Origin of the sequence: Pseudoduganella sp. R-34, assembly GCF_049904655.1 — a bacterium.
GTDB lineage: Bacteria > Pseudomonadota > Gammaproteobacteria > Burkholderiales > Burkholderiaceae_D > Rugamonas.
In genome coordinates this window covers 5,323,632-5,347,946 of the sequence record NZ_CP184572.1, presented here as the reverse complement: position 1 = coordinate 5,347,946, position 24,315 = coordinate 5,323,632, and the positions used below count along the sequence as shown (strand labels likewise).

The following is a 24,315-nucleotide window of genomic DNA, read 5'->3' as shown; positions in this document are numbered from 1 at the left end:
AAAAAGGACGCCGAAGCGTCCTTTTCCGCAGTGAAACGGGTCGTGTTCAGCGCATGGCCGAGATCATCTGCTTCAACTTGTTCGAGTCGGCCACGAAGGCGCGGATGCCTTCGGCCAGCTTTTCGGTCGCCATCGCGTCTTCGTTCAGCATGAAGCGGAAAGTCTTTTCGTCCATCGAGATCTTGACGGCGGTGCCGGTATCGGCCGGGGACAGCTTGCGCTCGACCGCGGCCTGGGTGTCGGCCAGCTTTTGCAGCAGGTCCGGCGAAATGGTCAGCAGGTCGCAGCCTGCCAGTTCCAGGATCTGGCTGGTGTTGCGGAACGACGCGCCCATCACTTCGGTCTTGTAGCCGAACTTGCGGTAGTAGTTGTAGATGCGCTTGACGGACTGCACGCCCGGATCTTCCGCGCCCTGGTAGTCGATGCCGGTGGACTTCTTGTACCAGTCGTAGATGCGGCCGACGAACGGGGAAATCAGCTGGGAACCTGCTTCGGCGCAGGCGATGGCCTGGCACAGCGAGAACAGCAGGGTCATATTGGTGCGGATGCCTTCCTTCTCCAGTTGCTCGGAAGCGCGGATGCCTTCCCAGGTGGAGGCGATCTTGATCAGCACGCGTTCGCGTGGAATGCCGGCTTGCTCGTACAGGGCGATCAGCTCGCGGCCCTTGGCCAGGTTGCCGGCCACGTCGAAGGACAGCGCGGCGTCGATTTCGGTCGAAACGCGGCCTGGAACGAATTTCAGGATTTCGGTGCCGAAGGCGATCAGCAGCTTGTCGATGATCTCGCCGGTAGACGCATTCGGGTTGTCGCGTACTGCCTTTTCCAGCAGCGGCTTGTATTCATCCTTCTGCACCGCTTTCAGGATCAGCGATGGATTGGTGGTTGCGTCTTGCGGCGCATACGCCTTGATCGACTGGAAATCGCCGGTGTCGGCAACAACGGTAGTGTATTGCTTGAGCTGTTCGAGCTGATTCATTGCAGTCCTGGATGTGGGGGACGAAAAAACCTATTGTACTAAATCGGCGCGGCCCGCCATGTTGCGTTTACAATGGGGATTATTAGTATTCTCATATTTTGGTCTGAGGAGTTAGCCATGATTTTGGCAATTGTTGGAGCGCTGCTGCTGGCGCTGGGCCTGTTTTCCGGAGCCGCGCTGGTACTGGCCCAGCTGGGCGTAGGCGGGCTGGCCGCTGGCGTTTCGCTGTGGCTGATGTTCCCGCTGTTTAGCGTGGCGGGCTACCTGTTGTTCGCCACCGGCGCGCGCGTGGCCAATTTCCGCGCGCTGTCGTTTGCCGTGTCGATCGCCTTGCTGTTGCTGGCGCTGGGCTGCGCTGCTGCACTGGTGGCCGATGCCACTGCCCTGATGGCGCTGCATGGCGGTACTGGTGCGCTGTGGTACGTATTGCTGATTGCCGGTGTGCTGGGCGCTACCGGCGCCGCTTCGCACGGAAGGGTGGCGGCGCAGTAAGAAGCGGGCCTGTTCATGAAATCAGTCGCAGTGATCGGCGGCGGCGTCACCGGCGTCACGACAGCTTATGCGCTGGCGCGCCGCGGCCTGCGGGTCACCTTGTTTGAACGCCACCGCTACCCGGCAATGGAGACCTCGTTCGCCAATGGGGGGCAGCTATCGGCCTCGCATGCCGAGGCGTGGAACAGCTGGAGCACCGTCGGCAAAGGCTTGAAATGGATGCTGCGCAGCGATGCGCCGCTGCTGGTCAACCCCAGGCCGGGCTGGCACAAGCTGTCCTGGTTCGCCGAATTCCTTGCCGCCATTTCCCGCTATGAAAGCAATACCATCGCCAGCACGCGCCTCGCAATTGCAGCGCGCGAGCATTTGTTTGGCTGGGCGCGCGAAGAGGGCATCGATTTCGACGCGCGGCATGAAGGCATCCTGCATGTCTACCGCGACAAGGCGGGTTTCGACCATGCGGCGCAGGTGACCGGGCTGCTGGCGCAGGGCGGCTTGCAGCGGCGCGCCGTGACGGCCGAGGAAATGCATGCCATCGAACCGACGCTCGAAGGCCAGTTCTACGGCGGTTTCTTTACCGAGAGCGATAGCACGGGCGACATCCACAAGTTCACGGTTGGGCTGGCGCAGGCGGCTGAAGCGCGCGGCGTGCAAATGCTGTGCGGCGCCGATGTGCTTGGCCTGGACGCGGGGAAAGGGGGCGCCCGCGTCACCTTCGCGCTGGACGAAACGCAGGAGTCGATGCGTTTCGACGCCCTCGTCATTTGCGCGGGCACGGCCAGCCGCGAGTTTGCCGCCATGCTGGGCGACCGGGTCAATGTCTACCCAGTGAAAGGCTATTCGATCACGGTGATGCTGGAGGATGCGCAAAGCCGGGCCGCGGCGCCGAAAGTCAGCCTGGTGGATGACGCCACCAAGCTGGTCAGCAGCCGCCTGGGCGCCGACCGCTTCCGCGTGGCGGGCACGGCGGAGTTCAACGGCTTTAACCGCGATATCCGCGCCGACCGCATTGCGCCGCTGGTGAACTGGGTGCAGCAGTGCTTCCCCGGCGTCTGCACGCGCCAAGTGGTGCCGTGGGCCGGCTTGCGCCCGATGATGCCTGACCTGATGCCGCGCGTCGGGCCGGGCAGGCGCCCTGGCGTGTTCTACAACACCGGCCATGGCCACCTGGGCTGGACCATGTCGGCCGCTACTGCTGAGCTCATCGCGGGAACAGTGGAGGCGGCGCTCGTGCCGGGCGTGCAGCGCAGGGGTACACCCGTGGCGGCTTGACTGGACAGTGCGGCAGGATGGTCTATGGTGAAGACTGGCGGCTCGGCCGCGAACCACGGACCCTCAAGGAGACCACCATGCCACGCTATATTGTTGAGCGCACTTTCCCGGAAGGCTTGCACATTCCCGTCAATGCAGACGGCGCCAAGGCCTGCGATCTCGTCATCGGCACCAATGCCCGCAGCGGCGTCACCTGGATCCACTCCTATGTGAGCGACGACTTGCGCAAGACTTACTGCCTGTACGAGGCGCCATCGCCGGAAGCGATCCGCGAGACGGCGGAAATGAACCACCTGCCGGTGGACAAGATCACGCAGGTAACCGCGCTCGACCCCTATTTCTACCAGGGTTAGGCGGGCTGCCCGACGACCACGCGGTTGCGGCCTTCGCGCTTGGCGGTGTAGAGCGCGCGGTCGGCAGCTTCCAGCAAGGACTTGGCGTCGTTCAGGCGCTCCTTGTCGAAGCTGGCGACGCCAATGCTCAGGGTAACGTGCGAATGCACGGCCTTGGGCGCGTGCGCCATGTTCAGCGATTCCACGTAAGCGCGGATCACTTCGGCGTGCCGGGCGGCCTGCTCCGGCGTGGTGTCGGGCAGGATGGCGGCAAACTCCTCGCCGCCGTAGCGGGCGGCCAGGTCGGCCGGGCGTTGCAGGCGCGAGGCAAAGGCTTCCGCCACCATGGTCAGGCAGGCGTCGCCCTGCAGGTGGCCGAAATGGTCGTTATAGGCCTTGAAGGAGTCGATATCCATCAGCAGCAGCGAAAGGCTGGCGCCCTGGCGCTGCGCGCGGCGCAGTTCACGGTCCAGCGCTACGTCGAAATGGCGGCGGTTGGCGATGCCGGTCAGGCCGTCCACATAGGATTGCGCGCGCAGGGCTTCCGCCTGGCCGCGCAGCTGGCGTTCACGGCCCACGGTGTTGCTGACGTCCGCCACTTCGACCAGGCAAAAGCGTTCCTTGCCTTCGTTGAAAGGCGTCAGGCTGACAGCCTGCTCGATCCGTTCGCCGCCCCAGGTGCCGGCGGCAAATAGCGGGAAAGGCGTGCGGTCCTGGTTTTGCGGCAGCACGGATGGCAGGTTGTTGGCCAATGCGGTGTGCAGCGACTGCTCGATGCGCTTGCCGGACAGCTCGGGAAAAGCTTCCACCAGGGTCAGTCCTTGCACGCGGGAGGCAGCCATGCCGGAGCGGCTGGCCAGCCATTGATTCCAGAAAATGATGCGCTGGTCGGCATCCAGTACCATCAAGCCGAGGTTGGCGAGGCCGAGAATGCGCCCGGGTAGTGTCGATTCTTGCATGAAAGGCATTATATGGATTTTAGAGCCTTGCGTCGGATTTTCGTGTTGAGTGATTGCTCTACAGAAAAATATAATACCGGCATGAAAAAACTTACTATTCTGGCCGCGCTGTGCGCCGCCATCTCCGCGCACGCCGCGGAAGCCACGCCGCAAGCGGCGCTCGATCAATTCCTGAAGTTCGAACTGGATGGCGGACGCCTCCACAACGATACGGAAGGCTATTACGAACAGGTTCACCTGGTCGACGGCTGGAAGACCGACGCCGTGAGCTGCGACGGCGCGCGCTGCAAGGCAACCGTGACCTTTACCTATACCCCGACCACGGGCCTCGACATGGAGCAGGCCGTGCCGCATCCGAAAGGCGGCAGCGCGCAAGTCGAATATGTGGTGCAGCAGAAGGGCGGCCAGTGGTCGGTGGAAGCCGGCAAGGACACGCCGCACGTTTCGCGCGCGGCAATGGAGAAGATGCTGCGCGAAGGCCTCTGACAGGACTGTCGCGTTCACGCTGACTGCCTTGACGGCGGTCAGCGCTCCGCCTTCCGGTGTGCCCAATGCACGCACCGGTTGTGGTCGGGCGGGTATGTATTACCCCAGTTTTTTCAACTGTTCGCGCGCATAGGCGGCGTTCGGGTGGTTCGGCGCCAGCTCGAGGAAGCTGGTGTAGGCTTTCCTGGCCTTTTCCTGCTCGCCCTGCCGCTGGCGCGCGTCTGCCAGGTTCAGGTAGGCGATGGCGCGGGAGGCGTCGATCTGGATGGTGTTTTCGAACCAGCGCGCGGCTTCCGCGTATTTCTCCTGCTTGAAGTAGATGAAGCCGAGGTTGTTGGCGGCCAGGCCGAAGTCGGGGCGGTATTTCAACGCTTCGGTGAAGGCTGCTTCTGCCTGCGCGTACTGCTTTTCTTTATATAGCTGCAGGCCGCGGTCGTTGGCGCGCTGGGCCAGTTGGCGGCTGGAAGCGTCGACCGGCTTTGGCGCGGCCAGCTTCTGCTCTTCGCCCTGCAGGTCTTTCACGACCGTGGCGTTGCCTTCGGCCTGGCTATTGCGGCCGGAATCGAGCTTCTTGTTGAGGGCGATCGCCTCCTGCGACAGCTGGGTGCTGTTCTCGCTCAGGAATTCCGCTTCGGCAGGCAGCTGGAAGACGAATTCGCCGCCTTCGGAACCGGGCAGGCTGCCGAAGGCCGGCGTCTGCTGCGATACGCTGGACACGGCGGGCGCCACGTAGGCGGCCAGCTCGGTGGCGGTGATCATGCCGTCGCCGTTCAGGTCGGCCTTGCCGCCCAGCGCTTGCAGCAGGGTCCAGGTGAAGACCGAGTGGCCGTTCGGGCCGCCGTCGGCCACCATCTGGTCGGCGCCGCCGGCGGTCAGCATCTGGCGGCCGATGCGGCGTGCATTGTCGCGCAGGAAGGCGGTGGTGCCGCCGCCGCGTGTCAGGCCCAGGCCGCTGTAGCAGGCATCCATCACGAACAGCAGGTGCTTGGCATCCAGGCTTTCGGCGATGTTCTGCAAGTCCGTCATCGGAATCGCGTCCACGCTCACTTGCTGCGGATCGGAGTCGACCGGGATGATGTAGCCCAGGCTGCGGCCGGAGCTGAGCTGGCGTGTTGCGCCATGGCCGGCGAAGAAGACGAAGATGCGGTCGTCCTTTCTCAGCTTGGCTTCCGCCAGCTTGTCATGGAACAGCGCGAGGATGTTGTTGCGGGTTGCATCGCCATTGGTCAGGGTGAACACGCGCGCGCCATCGAAGCCGAAGCGGTTGACCAGGGTGTCGCGGATCGCCTTCGCATCCTGCACGGCATACTGCAGCTTGGGCCATTTCTGGTAATCGTTGATGCCGATGACCACGGCGTAGCTGTTGGCATAGCCGGAGCTGATGGCAACCTTGTCCGGTTCCGGCTTGCCGGCCTTGGCGATGGTGAAGTCGTTGCCATCCCAGGTGGCGAAGCTGTAGCCGTCGGCGACCAGCTTGTCCAGCACCAGCGGCAGGGTCTTGACGGTGCGCTCGTGGATGTCATGGAACAGGATGATGCCGCGCTTTTCCTTTTCCAGGGAGCCCAGCACGCGGTTGGCGATCGAGGTCGGCACCGGGTCGGCCCAGTCCAGCGAATCGATATTCCACATCACCGAGCGCAGGCCCAGTTTCTTCAGCAATTCCAGGCCTTCGGCATTGTGCGCGCCATAGGGGAAGCGGAACAATGCCGAGCGGCGCGCGTCGACCGCCTTCAGCAACTGGTCGGCCTGGGCGATCTCGCCGTACAACTGCTCGCCTTTTTCCTTCGAGAGCAGGGCATGGCTGTAGCTGTGATTGGCCAGGACGTTGCCGCCTTCGAGCAGGCGGCGGCTGGCGGCAGACTGCTTGTTCAGTGCCTCCTTGCCTTGGGCGCTGACTTCACCGAGGTTTTTGCCGACCTGGAAGAACACGCCCGGCACGCCGTACTGCTTGAGGATGGCCGCCACTTCATCGGTATAGGTGGCGTGCGGGCCGTCGTCGAAGGTCAGCACCACGGTTTTTGGCGGCAGCGATTTGCCGAAGATCTCTTTCTCCGCTTCGTCGGCGCCTGGCTTTTCGGGATACGGCACGATCACGCCGTAGTCCTTCATGATCTGGTCGCGGCTGAACAGCTGCTTCAGGTGTGCGACATAGTCTTCCCAGCGCTCGCGCTTGGGCAGGATGGCGCGCTGGTCGAAGCGGGCGAAGATGCCGCTCAACTCCTTGTCGTACTGGCGCTCAATGTCGTCCAGCGCGGTCAGGTCTTCGCTCACGCGCTTGTGCAGCTTGATGCCGGGCAGGGTCTGGTTGGCGGCGGCCTGCGCCTTCATTTCGACCAGCAATTCGCGAAAGGCGAGGCGGTCGGCGTCGAACAGGTCGGAGGCGGATTCGATATATGTGAGCAGGGTGTCGTAGGCCGCATCGCGTTGGGCCGATGGCGCTTGCTGCAGCTGGGCCAGCAGTTGCCGCGCCTTGCCAAGGCGTTCGACGTTCTCGTGGAACAGCAACTGGCCGACCTGGCCAGCGGCCTTGCGGTCAAGCGCCGACATCGATTGTTCGTCGGCCAGCAGGATGATGATCTTGCGGTAATTGGCCAGGATCTCTTTCATCTCGGCCTGCAGCGGCGCATGCGCCTCGACGGGAGCGGCAGCGCTGGCTGCCGCAGGAGTGCCGCGCGGTTGCGTGCCTGGTTTGAAATAGAGAGCGCCGACTGCCGCTGCCAAGGCGATGAGGCCAGCGCCGGCCAGCAGGGGTTTGGAAAGCTTCATTTTTGGGAAATTAATTGCAATTATGCAATTCTAGCCCATCGGCGTCGCCGACGCCCATTTGCGCGGCATTCTGCCTCGGCCGCAATGCAGCGTCAGCCGATGAAGGAGTCGAACTGCATGTCGAATTCCTGCAGCGCTTTCTGGGCGTTTTGCATTTTCTTGCGGAATTCGGGGCCGCGTTTCAGGGCCAGGCCAACGGCCAGCACGTCGATTACCACCAGGTAGGCCAGGCGGGCGGAGATCGGCGTGTAGGGGTCGGTGTTGAAGATCAGGTCGATCGGGATCAGTACCGTGGCCGTTTCCGCCAGCGGCGTGCCGGAGGGGGCGAGCACGATGACGTCGGCGCCGCCTTCCTTGGCCAGCTTGGCCGAGCGCACCAGGGCCGGGCTGTTGCCGCGCTGGGAAATCGCCACGACCGCATCGCCTTCGTGCAGCAGGGCTGCTGAAATGCTGTGGATCGCCGGGTCGGCGTAGGCCACGGTGGGCACGCCGGAGCGGAAGAACTTGTGCTGCGCGTCTGCCGCCACGATGCCGGAGGTGCCGTGGCCGTAGAACTCGATCTTGCGCGCGCGCGACAGGATGTCGAGGGCTTTCTGCACCGGTTCCGCATTCAGGTTGTTGCGCAAGTCCAGCAGCGTGTTGATGGAACGGCTGCAGATCTTGTTCACCAGGTCGGACGCCAGGTCGTCCTGCGCCGGCTGGTCGTTCAGGCCGGGCAGGGCGAGGGCCAGGCCCTGCGCCAGCTTCAGCTTGAATTCATGCCAGCCGTCGTAGCCGAGCGTGCGGCAGAAGCGCACCACGGTCGGCTCCGACACTTGCGCACTCTTGGCCAGTGCCGTGATATTGGCGCCCACCGTGCGGGCCGGGTTGTCGAGCACGGCCAGCGCGACCTTGCGCTCCGATTTGGAGAGCGAGTCGAGCTGGGTGCGGATGGAGTCGAGCAGCATTAGTCTTCCGGGAGCGCTTCTTCGCGCCATTGTAGCCCGTCGCGGCCGATCAGGGCACTGGCGGCAGCCGGGCCCCAGGTGCCGGAGGCGTATGGCAGCGGCGCGGAATCGTCCTGCTCCCAGTTGTTCAGGATAGGTTCGACCCAATCCCATGCCGCTTCCAGTTCGTCGCCGCGCATGAACAGGGTCAGTTGGCCGCGCAGCACGTCCAGCAGCAGGCGCTCGTAAGCGTCCATGCGCGGCATCTTGAAGGTTTCGCGGAAGTCCAGTTCCAGCTCCGCCGGCTTGAGGCGCATGCCTTCGCCCGGGGTCTTGGCCATCAGGTTCATGCGCAGGCCTTCGTCCGGCTGCAGGCGAATCACCAGGGAATTCGGCTGGAAGCTGGAGGTCGGCTGGTTGAAGATCGAGTGCGGGATCTGCTTGAAGCGCACCACGATCTCGGCCAGCGAGTCGGCCATGCGCTTGCCGGTGCGCAGGTAGAACGGCACGCCGGCCCAGCGCCAGGTGTCGATTTCCACTTTCATGGCGACGAAGGTTTCGGTCTTCGAGTTCTGCGGCGCTTCCGGTTCGTCGCGGTAGCTTGGCACGGCCTTGCCTTCCACGTGGCCGGCGCGGTACTGGCCGCGCACGATGTTCTGCGCCAGCGTGGTCGGGGTGAAGCGCTTCAGGGAACGCAGCACCTGCAGCTTGGAGTCGCGCACTGCGTCCGGCGCGATCGAGGTCGGCGGTTCCATGGCGACGATACACAGCAGCTGCAGCAGGTGGTTCTGCAGCATGTCGCGCAGCGCGCCGGAGGTATCGTAGTAGCCGATGCGGTTGCCCACGCCCAGCTTCTCGGCGATGGTGATCTGCACGTCGGAGATCCACTCGCGGCGCCACAGCGGTTCGAACAGGATGTTGCCGAAGCGCAGGGCCAGCAGGTTCTGCACGGTTTCCTTGCCGAGGTAGTGGTCGATACGGTAGATCTGCTGTTCTTCGAAGACCTTGCCCACTTCCTTGTTGATCTGCTTGGCCGACGCCAGGTCGCGTCCCAGCGGCTTTTCCAGCACCACGCGCGAGTTGGCGGTGGCCAGGCCGTTGTCCTTCAGGTTGTCGCAGATGCGCGAGAACAGGGCCGGCGGTGTGGCCAGATAGTAGACGCGGGTGATGGCGGGATCGGTGCGCAGGGCTTCGACCAGGCCTTTGTAGGTGGCGGAATCGGTGGCGTCCAGCGACACGTAGACGATGCGCGCAATGAAGCGGTCCCAGTTTTCGTCGGTGGCCTTGGCTGATTTGATATGGGGACGCGAGGTGGTCGTCACCATATTGATGAACTCGTCCTGGGTGCTCTCCTGGCGGCCGACGCAGACGATGCGCGCGGTCGGCGGCAGGTCGCCGCAAATATCGCGGCTAAACATAGCAGGCAGCAATTTGCGCATTGCGAGGTCGCCGCTACCGCCAAACAGAACCAGGTCGAAATCAGAGAGAGCCATAATCGTCTTCAGGTGAGTTACAGGGTTTTACTTCAGTCTACATAAGCAGGTTCGATGCGGCCGGCAACCGGCATGCGCACCGACAGCACTTTGCCGCTCAGCGGGTGGGCCGCCAGCTCCTCGGCCGGGCGCTTGCCGGCCGTGGTGATGTACAGGGTGCGCAGGTCGGGGCCGCCGAACGCCACCATGGTCGGGCAGCGCACGGGCAGGCGGATCTCGTCCAACTGCTCGCCCTGCGGCGACAGCTTGAGGATGCGGCCGCCTTCGAACATGGCGATCCAGTAATTGCCTTCGCTGTCGACTGCAGCGCCGTCCGGACGGCCGCCGTAATCGGCTGCCGACTTGTCGGTGCTGAAGCGGCGCACATCGCGCTCGTCGCTGACAGTGCCGGACAACAGGTCGAAGGCAAAGCGCGTCACGCGGTGGCTGGCTGTTTCGGCGTGGAACATGGTCTTGTTGTCCGGGCTGAAGCCCAGGCCGTTCGAATTGACCATGCCGCCGGACCAGACCTTGCGGACCTGGCCGCGTTCGAGCACGTACATTTCCGCCGCCGGCTTGTCGCGCGGCTCGTAAATGGTGCCGCACCAGAAGCGGCCCGCCGCGTCGCATTTGCCGTCGTTGAAGCGGGTGGTGGACTGGTCGAACGGCGCTTCGGCCACCAGCTTCCATTCGTCGGTATCGGGATTGAAATGGGAGAAGCCGCGGCGTTGCGCGACCATCAGGCCGCCTTTCGCGGCGCGCGCCAGCGACGACGCCTCGCTGTCGACCTTCCACTGTTCGTGCTGGCCGGTAGCCGTGCACAGGCGGTGGATGGCAAAGCCTTCGATATCGACCCAGTACAGGGCTTTCTCGTCCGGCGCCCACAACGGACTTTCGCCCACGGTCATGGTGGCGTCGCAGGCGACTTCGATCTGGTAGCTGTTCATTGGATTTGCGCCGCCTTGGCCATCACGATCAGGCCGTTGGTCGAGCTGTCATGCGCTTCCGGATCGACCTTGCCGGTCAATTCTGCCTGGATCTTCCTGGCCAGTACCTTGCCCAGTTCCACGCCCCACTGGTCGAAGCTGGCGACATTCCAGATCACGCCCTGCACGAAGGTCTTGTGTTCGTACAGCGCGATCAGCGCGCCGAGGGTGGATGGCGTGAGCTGGTCCATCAGGATGGTGTTGGACGGGCGGTTGCCGGGGAAGGTCTTGTGCGGAACCATTTCCTCCATTTCCGCAGCCGGCAGGCCGGCGCCTTTCAGCTCGGCGCGCACTTCGTCTTCGGTTTTGCCTTTCATGAAGGCTTCCGACTGGGCGAAGCAGTTGGCCAGCAGGGCGTCGTGGTGGCCCGGCAGGTCGTGGGTTGCGCGCAAGGCGGCGATGAAATCGATCGGCGTCGCGTCGGTGCCCTGGTGCAGCAGCTGGAAGTAGGCGTGCTGCGCGTTGGTGCCGCACTCGCCCCAGACGATGGGGCAGGTCGGCGTGTCCACCGGCTGCCCGTTCCTGGTCACGCGCTTGCCGTTGCTTTCCATGTCGAGCTGCTGCAGGTAGGCCGGGAAGCGGTTCAGGTCCTGGTGGTAAGGGGCGATGGAGAGCGAGCTGGCGCCGAGGAACTGGCGGTTCCAGAAACCGATCAGGGCCAGCAGCACCGGCATGTTCGCTTCCAGCGGCGCTTCGCGGAAGTGTTCATCCATGGCGTGCGCGCCTTCCAGGAAGGCCTGGAAGTAGCCGAAGCCGATCGCGATCGCAACAGACAGGCCGATGGCCGACCATACCGAATAGCGGCCGCCGACCCAGTCCCAGAACGGGAACATGTTTTCCGGATCGATGCCGAAGGCGCGCACCGCATCGGTATTGGTGGATACGGCGACAAAGTGGCGCGGCAAGTCAGCCTCGCGCGCGCGGCCAAGGAACCAGTTGCGCGCAGTCTGCGCGTTCAGCATGGTTTCTGCGGTGGTGAAGGTTTTCGATGCGACGATGAACAGCGTGGTTTCGGGATTCACTTGCGCCAGGACGGCGTCCATATCGTGGCCGTCCACGTTGGAGACGAAGTGCATCTTCAGGCGCGGGTGGCAGTAGGAGCGCAGGGCCAGTACGGCCATTTTCGGACCCAGGTCGGAGCCGCCAATGCCGATATTCACCACATCGGTGATCGGCTTGCCCGTGTGGCCCAGCCAGCCGCCATTGCGCACCTTGTCGGTGAAGGCCTTGATGCGGTCCAGCACTGCATGCACGTCGGCATTCACGTCCTGGCCGTCGACCTTCTGCGCCTTGCCGCGCGGCATACGCAGGGCGGTGTGCAGTACGCTACGGCGTTCGGTAATATTGATTTTTTCACCGGCAAACATGGCATCGCGCTGTTCCACCACGCCGCGCGTGCGGGCCAGGTGCACCAACAGCCTGATGGTCTCGTCGTCGGCGCGGTTCTTGGAGTAATCCAGGAACAGGCCTGCCGCATCGACCGTCATGCGCGGGAAGCGGCCGGGGTCTTTCTGGAACAACTGGCGCATCTGCCAGTCGCGGGCGTCGTGGGCGTGGATTTCAAGGGCCTGGTAGGCCGCGGTGGAAGTCAGGGCGGGCAAGCGCATAATGTCCGGTGGCATATGGTTTTATGAATTGTGTTTAACTATACAGCAAAAACAGGTAAATTCACTACAAATCTTTTGTCGCGCTGGTGAATTGCGGGGCTTTTGAGCGTGAATGGGCGCGATGGGAGCGCTCGCAGTCGGAAATTTTGTAGTAAAATTTCCGTAAATTCATTGAAAAGGAACGATCATGCCGTTGCATCCAGTCCTGGAAAAAGTCACCGCACGCGTCATCCAGCGCAGCCGCGTTTCCCGCGGGGCCTACCTGGCGCACCTCCAGGCGGCCCGCGTCAAAGGCCGCACCCAGCGCGGAACCCTGTCCTGCACCAACCTGGCGCACGGTTTTGCCGCGTTCCCGGCGAACGATAAGCTGATCCTGAAAGAGGTGAAGCAGCCTTCCGTGGCGATCATCTCCGCCTATAACGACATGCTGTCGGCGCACCAGCCGTTCGAAACCTTCCCCGCCATCATCAAGGATGCGGTGCGCAAGGTTGGCGCGGTGGCGCAGTACGCGGGCGGCACGCCGGCCATGTGCGATGGCGTGACCCAGGGCCAGCCGGGCATGGAACTGTCGCTGTTCTCGCGCGATGCGATTGCGATGTCGGCGGCGATCGGCCTGTCCCATAATATGTTCGACTCGGTGCTGTACCTGGGCGTATGCGACAAGATCGTGCCGGGCCTCTTGATCGGCGCGTTGCACTTCGGTCACCTGCCTGCGGTGTTCGTGCCGGCCGGCCCGATGACTTCCGGCCTGTCGAACAAGGAGAAGGCGGCGATCCGCCAGCGCTACGCGCAAGGCAAGGCGACCCGCGAAGAACTGCTGGAAGGGGAGGCCCAGTCGTATCACGGCGCCGGCACCTGTACCTTCTACGGTACTGCCAACTCCAACCAGCTGCTGATGGAGATCATGGGCCTGCATTTGCCGGGCGCCGCCTTCATCAATCCGGGCACCCCGCTGCGCGATGCGCTGACGGCCGCCGCCGCACAGCGTGCAGCGCAGATCACCGAGATGGGCAGCGAGTACATCCCGGTCGGCCAAATCGTGGACGAGAAGTCCATCATCAACGCCGTGGTGGGCCTGCTGGCCACCGGCGGTTCGACCAACCACACCCTGCACCTGGTGGCGATTGCCAAGGCGGCCGGCGTGGTGATCGACTGGGACGATTTCAACGAACTGTCGGCCGTGGTGCCGCTGCTGTGCCGCATCTATCCTAACGGCGATGCGGACGTGAACCATTTCCACGCTGCCGGCGGCACCGGTTTTGTGATCCGCGAACTGCTGGATGCCGGCCTGCTGCACGACGATGTGAATACCATCCTGGGCAAGGGCTTGCGCGCGCACTGCGCCGAGCCGTTCCTGAACGACGATGCATCCGGCGTGATCTTCAAGGAAGCCCCGCTGAAGAGCGCCGACGAGAAAGTATTGCGCGGCGCCGCCGACCCGTTCTCGAAAGATGGCGGCATGGTGCTGGTGCAGGGCAACCTGGGCCGGGCCATCATGAAGGTGTCCGCCGTCAAGGAAGAGCACCGCACGGTGGAAGCGCCGGCGCTGGTGTTCGATTCACAGGAAGCCTTCATGGCAGCCTACAAGGCCGGCAAGCTTGATCGCGACTTTGTGGCCGTGATCCGCTTCCAGGGGCCGAAAGCCAACGGCATGCCGGAACTGCACGCCCTGACCCCGGCGCTGGCCAACCTGCAGGACGCCGGCCGCAAGGTGGCGCTGGTGACCGATGGCCGCATGTCCGGCGCGTCGGGCAAGGTGCCTGCCGCGATCCACGTTTCGCCCGAGATCCTGGCGGGCGGTCCGCTGGGCCTGGTGCGCGACGGCGACATCATCCGCCTCGACGCTGCCTCGGGCACGCTGGAAGCGCTGGTTTCCTCCGATGTCTGGCATGGCCGTTCGATGGCGCAAGCCGACCTGTCGCCAAACCAGATCGGCATGGGCCGCGAACTGTTCTCCATGTTCCGCAATACCGTGTGCGCAGCGGAGCAGGGCGCGACCAGCTTCCCGCTGCCGTCGCCGATCCAGACGACCGTGCCGTTGCACGGCGAAGACAATGTGGGCAACACCATGCCCGGTTCCGATGAAGATTTCCTCGCAAAGAAAGCCTGATATGACCCTGCTCGAGATTATGCGTACTTCGGCCGTGATCCCTGTGATCGCGATTGACGACCCGGACCACGCCGTGCCGCTGGCGAAAGCCCTGGTGGCAGGCGGCATCCGCGTGCTGGAAGTGACCCTGCGCACCCAGCACGGCCTGGGCGCCATCCGCGCCATGAGCCAAGTGGAGGGCGCCATCGTCGGCGTCGGCACGCTCACCCAGCCTGAGGAATTTGCCGCTGCGCGCGATGCGGGTGCGGTGTTCGGCGTGTCGCCGGGCCTGACCGATGCGCTGATCGGCGCCGCCAAGTCCAGCGGCCTGCCCCTGCTGCCGGGCGTGATGACCCCTTCGGAAGTGATGAAGGCGCGCGAGCAGGGCTTCAGGCAACTGAAGCTGTTCCCGGCGGTTCCGGCCGGCGGCGTCGGCATGCTGAATGCGATTGCCGGCCCGCTGTCGGACGTGGTGTTCTGCCCGACCGGCGGCATTTCGCAAGATACGGCGCCTGCCTTCCTCTCGCTGAAGAACGTGGCTTGCGTGGGCGGTTCCTGGCTGACGCCGAAGGACGCCATGCAGGCGGGCGACTGGGACCGCATCACCGCCATCGCCAAGGCGGCCAGCGCACTGCGCCACTGATGGAAGTCATCGCCCGGCCGTTGACGTCGGGTGAGATCGCGCTGGCCCGGCTGGTGTTCGGCGGCGCGATCGACTACCAGCGGGTGCGCATCCACAACACCCGCTTCATTCCTTTCCTGCAGCGTAAAGACGTCTGCATCACGCCCAACGGCGAACTGTATTTCCATATCTCCCGCTACCGCCCGGACTTCTCGCTCGCTACCGAGGCGGAACAGCACTGGTTCATGCACGAGATGGCCCACGTATGGCAATACCAGCTTGGCTACCCCGTGATGTGGCGCGGCGCGATCCGGCTTGGCCTGAGCTATGACTACGAAGTGTCGCCCGAGCGGCGTTTGTGCGACTTCAATATGGAGGCGCAGGCCGAAATTCTGGCCGACTACTTCGCCATGGCCTGCCTGCACAAACAGGAGGCCGGCCTTTATCGCGACATGCTGCGCGATTTCCTGCGCGATCCCTCATCCCGCGACAACCTGCCGCGTATATTTTTTGCTAACAGTGTGCTATCGTAGTTGCTTTAAAGCACACGTTTACCAGCCATGACCAATCCATACCAGGCACCAGTTGCCAACCTCGATCTCCCTGTGCAAGACGGCAGCAATGCAGACCCGCAGGTTGGCGGCTTCTGGCTGCGCGTTGCTGCCAAGCTTCTGGACTTCGTCATCATGCTGCCCTTGGTTGGGCTGACGTATTGGCTCAGCACCATTTCTCGCAGTTTCTACCTGTCCTGGATCGTTCCCGGCATCGTTACCGGCCTTCTCTACTCGGTCTACCTGGTGCGTCGCTATGGCGGCACGCCAGGCAAGCTCGTGATGAAGTTGCGCGTCCAGATGAAAGATGGTGCGCCAGTCTCGCTTACGGCAGCGTTGATTCGGGAAGCACCGGTGATGCTTCTGGGTGCCGTGATCAATCTGGGCCTTGGCCTCTCGGCCCTGTCGATGGATGACGCCACCTACCTGAACTACGGCTTCCTGGCGCGCAGCGAAGCCTTGATGGCATCGGGCCCTGGCTGGCTGACGGCGGTCAATTGGAGCATGCAGGGATGGACCTGGCTTGGTGCAATCGTCATGCTGCTGAATTCGCGCCGCCGCGCCGTGCATGACTTCCTGGCCGGCACCGTCGTCGTGAAACTGGAGCGAAAGAGCTGATGAGCGATTGGATTGCCGCCGCCGGCCCCCGGGGCTGTTGATTTGCCAATGATGTGATATCTTTATTGCCCCGTAGATTCCACATCACTCTCAATGCAGAACACTGCGCTGATCATCGTCGACATGCAGGTCGGCATGAGCTGGCCGGCGCCAGGCGAGCGTAACAACCATCAGGCGGAGCAGGTCATCGCCGGCCTGCTCGGGCGGTGGCGCGAGCACGGCGCCCCGGTAGTCCATATCCGCCATATGTCGCGCACTCCGGGATCGCCATTCTGGCCGGGCCAGCGAGGAGCTGAATTCCAGCCGGCGCTGGCCCCGGTTGCGGGCGAACACATCGTGGAAAAGAATGTGCCGGACGCCTTTATCAATACCGGGCTGGAACGCTGGCTGCATGCGCGCGGCATTTCGTCCGTGCTGGTGCTTGGCGTCAGCACCAATAATTCGGTAGAAGCGACAGCGCGTACGGCGGGCAACCTCGGCTTCAAGACGTTTGTTGCGGCAGATGGCTGCTATGCCTATGCACAGACCGATTTCGACGGCGTGCGGCGCAGCCCGCAGGAAGTTCATGCAATGGCCTTGTCCAACCTGCACGGGGAATATGCCACCGTCATCCAGGCGCAGGACGCCATTTCACAATTACTATTCAAATAAGCGAGCGGGGAAAACGATGGGGATGGAGATCGAAGCAGCAGGCGACCTGGTGACAGCCAGCCTGGCGGCCAGGGAAGTTGAAGGCGATGCCGGCAAGACCGGCGAGCACGCCCACGGCGCAGCATGCGCCAACTGCGGCACGCCAGTCACCGCCAATTATTGCGGCAACTGCGGCCAGAAGGGCCACCTGCACAAATCCGTGCTGCATTTGGGCGAGGAGTTGATCCATGGCCTGCTTCACTTCGATACCAAGGGTTGGCGCACCTTGCCCTTGCTGGTTGCCCGCCCGGGCCAGCTGACGCGCCGCTACATCGACGGCCAGCGGACGCGCTTTGTATCGCCGCTGGCGCTGTTCCTGTTCATGATGTTCTTCATGTTCTTCGTCTTCTCGCTGACGATGGGCACCAGCTCCGGCCCGAGTACGGGCAAGGTCGTCGAAGGCAAGAATGGCAAGGCCGCATTCGAGCAGAAGATGAATGAAAAGATCTCCGACCAGAAACAGCTGATCGCCGAAGCAGAGGAAGAACTCAAGGAAGCGGAGCCAGGCACGGCGGAAGTGCCGAAGGCCCAACACCGGCTTGATGAAGCGAAGAAAACGCTCGACGGCCTGAATAGCGCCCTGGCAGCCGGCAAAGTTGCCATGACCGGCACCGCCAAGTTTACTGAAACGATCAAGCCCGCTGCCAGGAATACCGGCAAGGAGGGGGCGAGCGACGAGGGTAAGGAAAGCGCGGATACGAAAGAGCCGGGCATCATTCAGGAAATAGTTCAGGACGTTACCAAAGGGATGACCGACGCGGATGCGGCTGGCGGCAGGGACGCCGGGCATTCGAGCTCCGGCTGGATTGGCAAGGGCATCCGGCACGCTGTCGATAATCCTGAACTGGCCCAGTACAAGCTGAAGAACGCGGCATACAAATACTCCTTCCTGCTGGTGCCGATCTCGCTACCATTCCTTTGGCTGATGTTCTTCTGGCGCCGTGGCGTCACGATGTATGACCACGCCGTGTTCTCGCTGTATTCGCTGTCGTTCATGTCGCTGCTGTTCACCCTTGTCGCGACCCTGAGCTACTTTGAATTCGGCGGCCTGGCAGGCTGCCTGTTCGCCTTCATCCCGCCGGTGCACATGTTCCTGCAATTGCGTGGCGCCTACGGCCTGTCGCGCTACGGCGCCTTGTGGCGCACCTGCTTCCTGCTGTTCATGACAGTCATTGTGCTGACCATGTACGCCCTGGTCGTGTTGGCGCTGTCTGCAACGTGAGCCTGTTTACGACACTCCAGCGCGACGATCCGGTACTTCAGGCCAGCGCTTGCACCAGCCTTGAAGAATTGAAGGCTTTGCTGGCCCAGCGATCGGGGTATGCGCGCGAAGCTGCGATTGACAGGGTGATGGCTTTAGGCGGTGACGGTGCGATACCGGCCATCATGCCCCGTTTGAACGATTTCGTGCCGGAGGTACGCGCCGCTGCACGCCGGGCTATACAGGCCTTACTGCCATCCGCCGGACACGAAGACTTGCTGGCGGTCGTCGGATTCACATGGCGGTTACGCCATTTCTCAAGGCTGAATCATTCTGCCTGGATTTCCAGCGCGCAGGCCGAACTTGCCCGCCGGCTCACGTTCGATCAATTGCGTGAAGCCTTATGCTCGCGCCATCCCATGGTCGCTCGCGGCAGTTTCTTCATGCTCCTGGAGCGTGAACTCATCCCGCGCGTTGAACTGTTGACCCTTGCTGTCGAATCGGGCAAGGACATCGTCATGTCGCGCCAGGCTGCCGTGTTGGCCCTGTCGCTTCTAGAAGAAGACCGGATTGCCGTCTTGCGGGGCGGCCTGAAATCCCATTTCGGCGTGGTCCGCACCCATGCCTTGCGCGGCCTGCTGGGGTGTGCTCCCGACGCGGCGGAAATTGCCCGCGGCGCTTTGCTGGACCCGCAAGGGTCGGCAAGGTCTCTCGCCCAGTACTATTTGCGCAGCAATGGAGTGGATCTCGCGCCTTATTATCGTGAGCTCCTGCAGGACAGGCACGCCAGGACCAATCAGGCCTGCATGGCCCTTGCCGCACTGGGAAGCATGGGAGGGGCGGGGGATATCGCCTTGTTGCGGGAGATGAGCGAGTCGCCGTTCCCATCGATACGCGGCGCTGCATTTCTCGCGTGGCTGAAATTGGCCCCCTCTGACAAGGATGCAATCGCGCTTGCGGCGCTTTCTGACGAGGGGCGCGCGAATCGCAGGCTGGCGGCGCAGATGGCGACACGGCAAGGCGCGTACGTTCCCTTTGAACGAGTAAAGGAAGTCTTGCGCGACAAGGCGGATCTATCAATCTTGCTGGCTTTTGCGCGCCTGAGGAAGTGGGATTGGCTGGAGACGATTGCGCTTGAGGCGGCGCAAGCCGAGCGAGGAAGCATGGCGTGGGACGCGCTGCATATTGATATGGTGCGTTGGCTGGCGCATGCCGGCCATTCTTACGAGCGCCCGGACGAGCGGCAGCGAGATCGCCTGCTCGCCCCCGGAATGGTGCAAGCGCTGGAACGGCTGTTTGACGGAAGCAGGGACGTCTTGCACTACGAGCTGGATTTGATCGCGAAATGTTGAATGAGCAGCAGAAGAACTTGATTGCCGGCGATGCCGCCGGCGCTGAAGCAGCTGGGTTCCTGCTGCCCGGCCAGCAGGCGCTGGTCCACCGGCAGGGCTGGCTGAAGATGCTAGCGCCGCGCGCCGCGGGTGGGGCGGAGATGCCCTTGCCGCAAGTGGTCCGGCTGGAAGAGGCGATTGCGGAAGCGGATGGCAGCATGGGGTGGGTGGTCACCCTGTGCGCCGGCGCCGGCTGGTTTGCCGGCTTCCTGCCGCCCGAAACGGCGCGCGAAATCATCTCGACCCCGGATGTTTGCCTCGCAGGCAGCGGCGCACCGACCGGTTTCGCCGACAAGGAAGGCGAAGGTTATCGCATTGCCGGGCGCTGGGACATCGCCAGCGGGGCACCAATGGCGACGCATTTCACGCTCAATGCAGTGTTGCGTGAGAACGGCCAGGCTCTGGCCGGGGAAGATGGTGCGCCGCGGATACGCGCTTTTATCGTGCCTGCCGCGCAAGTGGTGGTTGAGCCGACCTGGCGCAGCTTTGGCATGAAGGGCACTGCGTCGCACAGCTACCGCGTCGAAGGGGCCTGGGTGCCGGCAAGCTCCGGCTTCACGATTGATCCCGCTCATGCAACGGCGCCAGGTACCCTGTATCGCTTCCCCTTCATGTTGCTGGCGTGGATGACTTTGGCGGCCAACCTGTCCGGCTTGGCGCGCCACTTCCTGCAGCTGGCACAGGAGACCGTTGCTGCGCGCCGCCAGCCGTCGGCCAGTGCGCAGGACGCGGTGGCGCAAGCTGCCGTGGCGCTGGAAGGCGCCCGTGAACGCATGTACGCCCTGCTTGACCAGGCCTGGGCGCAGGCAGAGGGCGAGATAGGCAGCATTGCCGGGGAGCTTGACGCCCAGCTGCGCGAGGCATCGATGGCGCTGGTGCTTTCTGCGCGCCGGTCGGTGGGCGATATTTATCCTTATTGCGGCTTGCGTGCCGCGAAAGAAGACTCCGACATCAACCGCGTCTGGCGCGATTTTCATACCGCCAGCCAGCATGCCTTGTTCACACCATGATCGAGTTCCTGTTTGAGCTGATTGGCGAGATCATCATCCAGTTCATCGCTGAAGCGGCAGCGGAGGCAGGCATGCATTCGCTGTCCGATGCGCGCAGCTACAAGGCCAACCCGTGGCTGGCCGGCGTTGGCTATGCCTTGTTCGGCGCCATTGCCGGCGGAATAACGCTTTGGCTGCTGCCGGATCACCTGGTACGCAACGAAGTCCTGCGCAAGGTTAACTTGCTGGTCACCCCGCTGGCGGCCGGCGGCTTGATGTGCCTGATGGGGGCCTGGCGCGCGCGCCGCGGCGACACCCTGCTGCGCATCGACCGCTTCGCATATGGCTATGTCTTTGCGCTGTCCCTGGCGCTGGTTCGTTTTGTTTTTGCACAGTAGGAGGGCATCATGGCCTGGCTGATCTTCAAATACCTGGTCACGGCAGGTGTCGTGGTTGCGGTGTCGGAATTCGCAAAACGCAGCGACCGCCTGGGCGGCCTGATCGCCGCGCTGCCGATGGTGACCGTGCTGGCGCTGGTCTGGCTGTACGTTGAACGGCAACCGCAGGAAAAGATCGCCAACCACGCCTGGTACACCTTCTGGTATGTGGTGCCGACGCTGCCGATGTTCCTGGTCTTCCCTTGGCTGCTGCCGCGCCTGGGGTTCTGGCCGACGCTGGGCGCGAGCGTGCTGCTGACGATTGCCTGCTTTGCCCTGTTTGCCGTGTGCGTGCGGCGCTTCGGCATCGAACTGCTCTGATCAGGCCGATACGCTCATAACGAGTGCACGCGGTTGCGGCCGCATGCCTTGGCCTGGTAGAGGGCGCGGTCGGCTGCGTTGATCAGGTCATACACTTCGCCGGCATTGCTGCTGTCGCTGCTGGCAACGCCGATGCTGATGGTGACGATGCGTTCATCCGTGCGCGAGGCCTGGTGTGGAATGCGCAAGTCGCGCACTTTGCGGCACATGGCGTTGGCCATCATCACCGCTGCATCGGCGGGCGTGTCGGGCAGGATTACCGCGAATTCTTCACCGCCGTAGCGCGCGAACAGGTCGGCCGGGCGCTGCTGCATGGTCGATAGCGCGGAAGCCACAGCTTCCAGGCAGGCATCGCCTTGCTGGTGACCGTAATGGTCGTTATAGGCTTTGAAATAGTCGATGTCGAGCATCATCAGCGACAGCGGCGTGCCCATGCGCCGCGCGCGCCGGGTTTCGCGGTCGATCGCCATGTCGAAGTGGCGGCGGTTGGCGACGCCGGTCAGGTCGTCCAGCAAGGTTTGCGAGCGCAAGGCTACGGCCTGTTCGCGCAGCAGGTTCTCGCGCTGTACCGCGGCTGTCACGTCACTGACCTGGATCAGGCAATAGCGTTCGTTGTTGCCCAGGTTGAGCGGCGTGACCGTGATCTGCTGCTGCATGCGCTCGCCTTTTTCGGCGGCGGACTTGTTGGCGTAGAGCGGCAATGGCCAGCGATTCAGGGTTTGCGACAGCAGGGAAGGCAGGTTGTTGCGCAGCGCCTGGCCGATGGCCGCCTCCAGCCGCTTGCCGCGCTGCTCGGGGAACAGGTCGAAGAAGCTGCGTTCCAGCGTTTCGGGGCCCAATACGCCGGAGTGCTGGTCCATCCAGCGGTTCCACAACACTACGCGTTCGCTGGCGTCGAGGACCAGGGTACCCACGTCGATGCAATCGATAACGCCCTGCAGGAGCGGCAGGGACTCGATCGAAGATTTCATGGCTGCGCTCCGCCGATGGACCGGTCGAGGAAGTTTGCCACATGCTGCTTCAGGTCGTGCAGCGCCGTCATGTCCATGATGAAGGCGACGTCCCCGGCAATCTGCTGGCGCTCGATGACAAATTCGATATGCAGCATCAGCACCGCGGTTTCGCCGCTGCCGGCCAGCGCCAGGATTTCTTCGCCGTAGCCGAGGTGGTAATCCGGCAGCGAGCCATGCAGCTCGTGGCCGAGCAGGTTGGCCAGCGACCCGACGCAGCTGTTCAGCAGGATATTGCCGATCTCGCTCATCGCCTCCTGTTCCATGGCCGACAGTTCAGCCAGCGGCATCGCTTCGCCCACCATCAGGCGCACGATTTCCTGGCTCTTCTCTTCCGGGAACATCAGGATCGCTTCGGTGTCGAAGGCGCCGCTGTAGTGCTGGCTGATGCCGCACAGGCGGCCGTTGCCGGTGCTGCGGCTGGCCAGCAATTTGGCGGCGGAGGCACGGGTGAGGAAGCTGATGGCAGGCACCGACATGGTGACCGTTTCGTTGACGATCTCGCTCATGGCGGCAGCAGCCTGGCCGACGCCAATATTGAACAGCTCGACGAGGGCGTCGTGCTCCAGTTCGGTGAGCCGGACCATGGTCAGGCTTCCAGCGGCGCAATCAGCTGCGCAATGCGCTCGGCGGTAATCGGTTTTTCCATGAAACCCACGCCGATTTCTTCCGCCCGCTGGCGGGTTGCGGCCTGGACATTGGCAGTCAGCAAGGAAATGTGGGCATTGGGCAGCATGGCACGCAGCGCGGCGGCGGCATCAACGCCATTCATGCCCGGCATGTTCACGTCCAGCAAGACCAGGTCGGGCTGCAATCCCTGGGCCTTGGCGATCGCTTCGTCGCCGTTGGCGGCTTCTTCCACCACCCAGTCGGCATGGCGCACCTGGATGTGCTGGCGCGTCAGCATGCGCGACACGCGGCTGTCATCCACGATTAATACGGTACTTGGCTTCATGTCGTTTTTCCCGGCTTAGTTGGCAGTTCGGATAAAATAGGCAACCTTTATTGAATCCATTGTAACTATGACGCAAGACAAATTGAAACAGGCTGTTGCTATTTCGGCGATCGAGTATGTGATCGACGGCGAAATCATCGGCGTTGGCACCGGTTCCACTGCGAATTTCTTCATTGATGAACTGGGCAAGATCAAGCACCGCATCAAGGGGGCTGTTGCCTCGTCGGAAGCGACTGCAGCGCGCCTGGCCGGTCACGGCATTCCTGTCTACGATCTTAACGAGGTTTCGGAAATCGCGGTGTACATTGACGGCGCCGACGAGATCAATGCGGCAGGCCACATGATCAAAGGCGGCGGCGCGGCATTGACCCGCGAAAAGATCGTGGCCTCGGTATCGAAGCAATTCGTCTGCATCGCCGATGGTTCCAAACTGGTAGAAACGCTGGGCAAGTTCCCGCTGCCGGTGGAAGTGCTGCCGATGGCCCGTAACGCGGTGATGCGCCAGCTGGCGGCCCTGGGCGGCCAGCCGAAGGTGCGTACCAAGGCCGGTTCCGACGAGATCTTCGTGACCGACAATGGCGGCAATATCATCGACGTAGCAGGCATGTCGATTACCGATCCGGTCGCGCTGGAAACCCGTATCAACCAGATCGTCGGCGTGGTCGCCGTTGGCCTGTTCGCTGCCCGTGGCGCCAATGTGTGCCTGCTGGGTACTCCCGACGGCGTGCGCACCGTCAAATACTGATTCTTCCCTTAGAAAGAACCCATGAAACGACTGTTCCTGCTATTGCTTGCTGCTGGTGTACTGAGTGCTTGTGCAACCAAAAAACAGGTGGCCCAGGCGCCTGTGAAGCGTAAATCTGTGCTGGAGGCGGAAGCTATTGCCAAGCGATCGATGATCGATGGCGTGCCGGTGGAAAAGGTGGAATTCCGCCCAGGTATTTCCTCGGCAACGGTGGAGCGCCTGGCGAATGCGGAAGAATGCCGCGGCGGTCGCGGGGCAGGGCTGGTGACTGAGCGTGGCCCGGTGGAGATTTACCGGATGTCTTGCGCCAACGGCAAGGTATTCATGGCGCGCTGCGAACTGCGCCAGTGCAAGCCGATGAATGGGGATGTGACAAGCCGCTAAATTAAATGGGGGCGTACCCCATTTAATTAGCAACTGAA

The 24,315-nt window shown here is 63.0% G+C and carries 26 protein-coding genes; 16 read left to right on the top strand and 10 right to left on the bottom strand.

Annotation, left to right across the window (positions count from 1 at the left end; translation table 11 throughout):
* Window positions 1-46: 46 nt before the first annotated feature.
* Window positions 47-976, bottom strand: a complete 930-nt coding sequence (tal, locus tag ACN9MW_RS24530; RefSeq protein ID WP_426163661.1) for a transaldolase — start codon at window positions 974-976, stop codon at window positions 47-49.
* 117 nt (window positions 977-1,093) lie between these two features.
* Here tal and ACN9MW_RS24525 point away from each other — a divergent pair, with 117 nt between their 5' ends.
* The 3 genes from ACN9MW_RS24525 (at window position 1,094) to ACN9MW_RS24515 (ending at window position 3,093) form a co-directional block, all read left to right on the top strand.
* A complete protein-coding gene (locus tag ACN9MW_RS24525; RefSeq protein ID WP_426163659.1) occupies window positions 1,094-1,468 on the top strand; it encodes a hypothetical protein in 375 nt (124 codons plus the stop codon).
* A 15-nt stretch (window positions 1,469-1,483) separates the two neighbouring features.
* Window positions 1,484-2,740, top strand: a complete 1,257-nt coding sequence (locus tag ACN9MW_RS24520) for a D-amino acid dehydrogenase (RefSeq protein ID WP_426163657.1) — start codon at window positions 1,484-1,486, stop codon at window positions 2,738-2,740.
* 77 nt (window positions 2,741-2,817) lie between these two features.
* A complete protein-coding gene (locus tag ACN9MW_RS24515; protein WP_426163655.1) occupies window positions 2,818-3,093 on the top strand; it encodes a DUF4242 domain-containing protein in 276 nt (91 codons plus the stop codon).
* Here the strand turns inward: ACN9MW_RS24515 and ACN9MW_RS24510 are convergent.
* Window positions 3,090-4,031, bottom strand: a complete 942-nt coding sequence (locus tag ACN9MW_RS24510) for a diguanylate cyclase domain-containing protein (protein ID WP_426163653.1) — start codon at window positions 4,029-4,031, stop codon at window positions 3,090-3,092. The genes ACN9MW_RS24515 and ACN9MW_RS24510 overlap by 4 nt on opposite strands.
* A gap of 81 nt (window positions 4,032-4,112) precedes the next feature.
* Between ACN9MW_RS24510 and ACN9MW_RS24505 the strand changes: the two genes are divergently transcribed.
* Window positions 4,113-4,517, top strand: coding sequence for a hypothetical protein (locus ACN9MW_RS24505; protein ID WP_426163651.1), 405 nt, complete (start codon window positions 4,113-4,115; stop codon window positions 4,515-4,517).
* 99 nt (window positions 4,518-4,616) lie between these two features.
* Here ACN9MW_RS24505 and ACN9MW_RS24500 read toward each other — a convergent pair whose 3' ends face one another.
* From ACN9MW_RS24500 to pgi, 5 genes are all read right to left on the bottom strand, one after another.
* A complete protein-coding gene (locus ACN9MW_RS24500; protein ID WP_426163649.1) occupies window positions 4,617-7,283 on the bottom strand; it encodes a polysaccharide deacetylase family protein in 2,667 nt (888 codons plus the stop codon).
* Window positions 7,284-7,375: 92 nt separating this feature from the next.
* On the bottom strand, window positions 7,376-8,230 hold the full coding sequence (locus ACN9MW_RS24495) for an SIS domain-containing protein (protein WP_130310897.1): 855 nt from the start codon (window positions 8,228-8,230) through the stop codon (window positions 7,376-7,378).
* On the bottom strand, window positions 8,230-9,702 hold the full coding sequence (zwf, locus tag ACN9MW_RS24490) for a glucose-6-phosphate dehydrogenase (RefSeq protein WP_426163646.1): 1,473 nt from the start codon (window positions 9,700-9,702) through the stop codon (window positions 8,230-8,232). The genes ACN9MW_RS24495 and zwf overlap by 1 nt, the downstream gene beginning before the upstream one ends.
* Before the next feature lie 32 nt (window positions 9,703-9,734).
* Window positions 9,735-10,628, bottom strand: a complete 894-nt coding sequence (locus ACN9MW_RS24485; RefSeq protein ID WP_426163644.1) for an SMP-30/gluconolactonase/LRE family protein — start codon at window positions 10,626-10,628, stop codon at window positions 9,735-9,737.
* Window positions 10,625-12,274, bottom strand: a complete 1,650-nt coding sequence (pgi, locus tag ACN9MW_RS24480; protein WP_426172290.1) for a glucose-6-phosphate isomerase — start codon at window positions 12,272-12,274, stop codon at window positions 10,625-10,627. Before pgi ends, ACN9MW_RS24485 begins: the two co-directional genes overlap by 4 nt.
* Before the next feature lie 187 nt (window positions 12,275-12,461).
* On the opposite strand from pgi, the gene edd reads away from it, so the two are divergent.
* The 10 genes from edd to ACN9MW_RS24430 all read left to right on the top strand — a co-directional run bounded on the left by edd (window position 12,462) and on the right by ACN9MW_RS24430 (window position 21,183).
* Complete coding sequence (gene edd / locus ACN9MW_RS24475) at window positions 12,462-14,384, top strand: phosphogluconate dehydratase (protein ID WP_426163642.1); 1,923 nt, start codon at window positions 12,462-12,464, stop codon at window positions 14,382-14,384.
* 1 nt (window position 14,385) lies between these two features.
* Window positions 14,386-15,006: a bifunctional 4-hydroxy-2-oxoglutarate aldolase/2-dehydro-3-deoxy-phosphogluconate aldolase gene (eda, locus tag ACN9MW_RS24470; RefSeq protein ID WP_426163639.1), complete on the top strand. Its 621-nt coding sequence runs from the start codon at window positions 14,386-14,388 to the stop codon at window positions 15,004-15,006.
* Entirely contained in the window at window positions 15,006-15,518 is a 513-nt protein-coding gene (locus tag ACN9MW_RS24465; protein WP_426163637.1) for a Rhs element Vgr protein, read from the top strand. The genes eda and ACN9MW_RS24465 overlap by 1 nt, the downstream gene beginning before the upstream one ends.
* Before the next feature lie 27 nt (window positions 15,519-15,545).
* The gene (locus ACN9MW_RS24460) at window positions 15,546-16,154 is read left to right on the top strand and encodes an RDD family protein (protein ID WP_426163635.1); all 609 of its coding nucleotides are present in this window, start codon (window positions 15,546-15,548) and stop codon (window positions 16,152-16,154) included.
* A 93-nt stretch (window positions 16,155-16,247) separates the two neighbouring features.
* A complete protein-coding gene (locus ACN9MW_RS24455; RefSeq protein WP_426163633.1) occupies window positions 16,248-16,805 on the top strand; it encodes a cysteine hydrolase family protein in 558 nt (185 codons plus the stop codon).
* Between the two features lie 22 nt (window positions 16,806-16,827).
* Entirely contained in the window at window positions 16,828-18,066 is a 1,239-nt protein-coding gene (locus ACN9MW_RS24450; RefSeq protein ID WP_426163631.1) for a DUF3667 domain-containing protein, read from the top strand.
* On the top strand, window positions 18,063-19,397 hold the full coding sequence (locus tag ACN9MW_RS24445; protein ID WP_426163629.1) for a hypothetical protein: 1,335 nt from the start codon (window positions 18,063-18,065) through the stop codon (window positions 19,395-19,397). The genes ACN9MW_RS24450 and ACN9MW_RS24445 overlap by 4 nt, the downstream gene beginning before the upstream one ends.
* Entirely contained in the window at window positions 19,391-20,446 is a 1,056-nt protein-coding gene (locus ACN9MW_RS24440) for an acyl-CoA dehydrogenase (protein WP_426163627.1), read from the top strand. Before ACN9MW_RS24445 ends, ACN9MW_RS24440 begins: the two co-directional genes overlap by 7 nt.
* Window positions 20,443-20,823: a hypothetical protein gene (locus ACN9MW_RS24435; protein ID WP_426163625.1), complete on the top strand. Its 381-nt coding sequence runs from the start codon at window positions 20,443-20,445 to the stop codon at window positions 20,821-20,823. The genes ACN9MW_RS24440 and ACN9MW_RS24435 overlap by 4 nt, the downstream gene beginning before the upstream one ends.
* Window positions 20,824-20,832: 9 nt before the next feature.
* A complete protein-coding gene (locus ACN9MW_RS24430; protein WP_426163622.1) occupies window positions 20,833-21,183 on the top strand; it encodes a DUF3147 family protein in 351 nt (116 codons plus the stop codon).
* Between the two features lie 14 nt (window positions 21,184-21,197).
* Here ACN9MW_RS24430 and ACN9MW_RS24425 read toward each other — a convergent pair whose 3' ends face one another.
* Genes ACN9MW_RS24425 through ACN9MW_RS24415 form a run of 3 tightly spaced genes read right to left on the bottom strand, consistent with a single transcriptional unit; the run spans window position 21,198 to window position 23,148 of the window.
* Entirely contained in the window at window positions 21,198-22,154 is a 957-nt protein-coding gene (locus tag ACN9MW_RS24425; protein ID WP_426163620.1) for a diguanylate cyclase domain-containing protein, read from the bottom strand.
* The gene (locus ACN9MW_RS24420; protein ID WP_426163617.1) at window positions 22,151-22,780 is read right to left on the bottom strand and encodes a chemotaxis protein CheC; all 630 of its coding nucleotides are present in this window, start codon (window positions 22,778-22,780) and stop codon (window positions 22,151-22,153) included. The genes ACN9MW_RS24425 and ACN9MW_RS24420 overlap by 4 nt, the downstream gene beginning before the upstream one ends.
* A gap of 2 nt (window positions 22,781-22,782) precedes the next feature.
* Window positions 22,783-23,148, bottom strand: coding sequence for a response regulator (locus ACN9MW_RS24415; protein ID WP_426163613.1), 366 nt, complete (start codon window positions 23,146-23,148; stop codon window positions 22,783-22,785).
* 67 nt (window positions 23,149-23,215) lie between these two features.
* Here ACN9MW_RS24415 and rpiA point away from each other — a divergent pair, with 67 nt between their 5' ends.
* Both rpiA and ACN9MW_RS24405 read left to right on the top strand, forming a co-directional pair.
* Window positions 23,216-23,893 carry a ribose-5-phosphate isomerase RpiA gene (gene rpiA, locus ACN9MW_RS24410; protein WP_426163610.1) on the top strand — a complete coding sequence of 226 codons (678 nt, stop codon included), beginning with the start codon at window positions 23,216-23,218 and terminating at the stop codon, window positions 23,891-23,893.
* A gap of 21 nt (window positions 23,894-23,914) precedes the next feature.
* Window positions 23,915-24,277, top strand: coding sequence for a hypothetical protein (locus tag ACN9MW_RS24405; RefSeq protein ID WP_426163607.1), 363 nt, complete (start codon window positions 23,915-23,917; stop codon window positions 24,275-24,277).
* The last annotated feature ends 38 nt before the right edge of the window (window positions 24,278-24,315 follow it).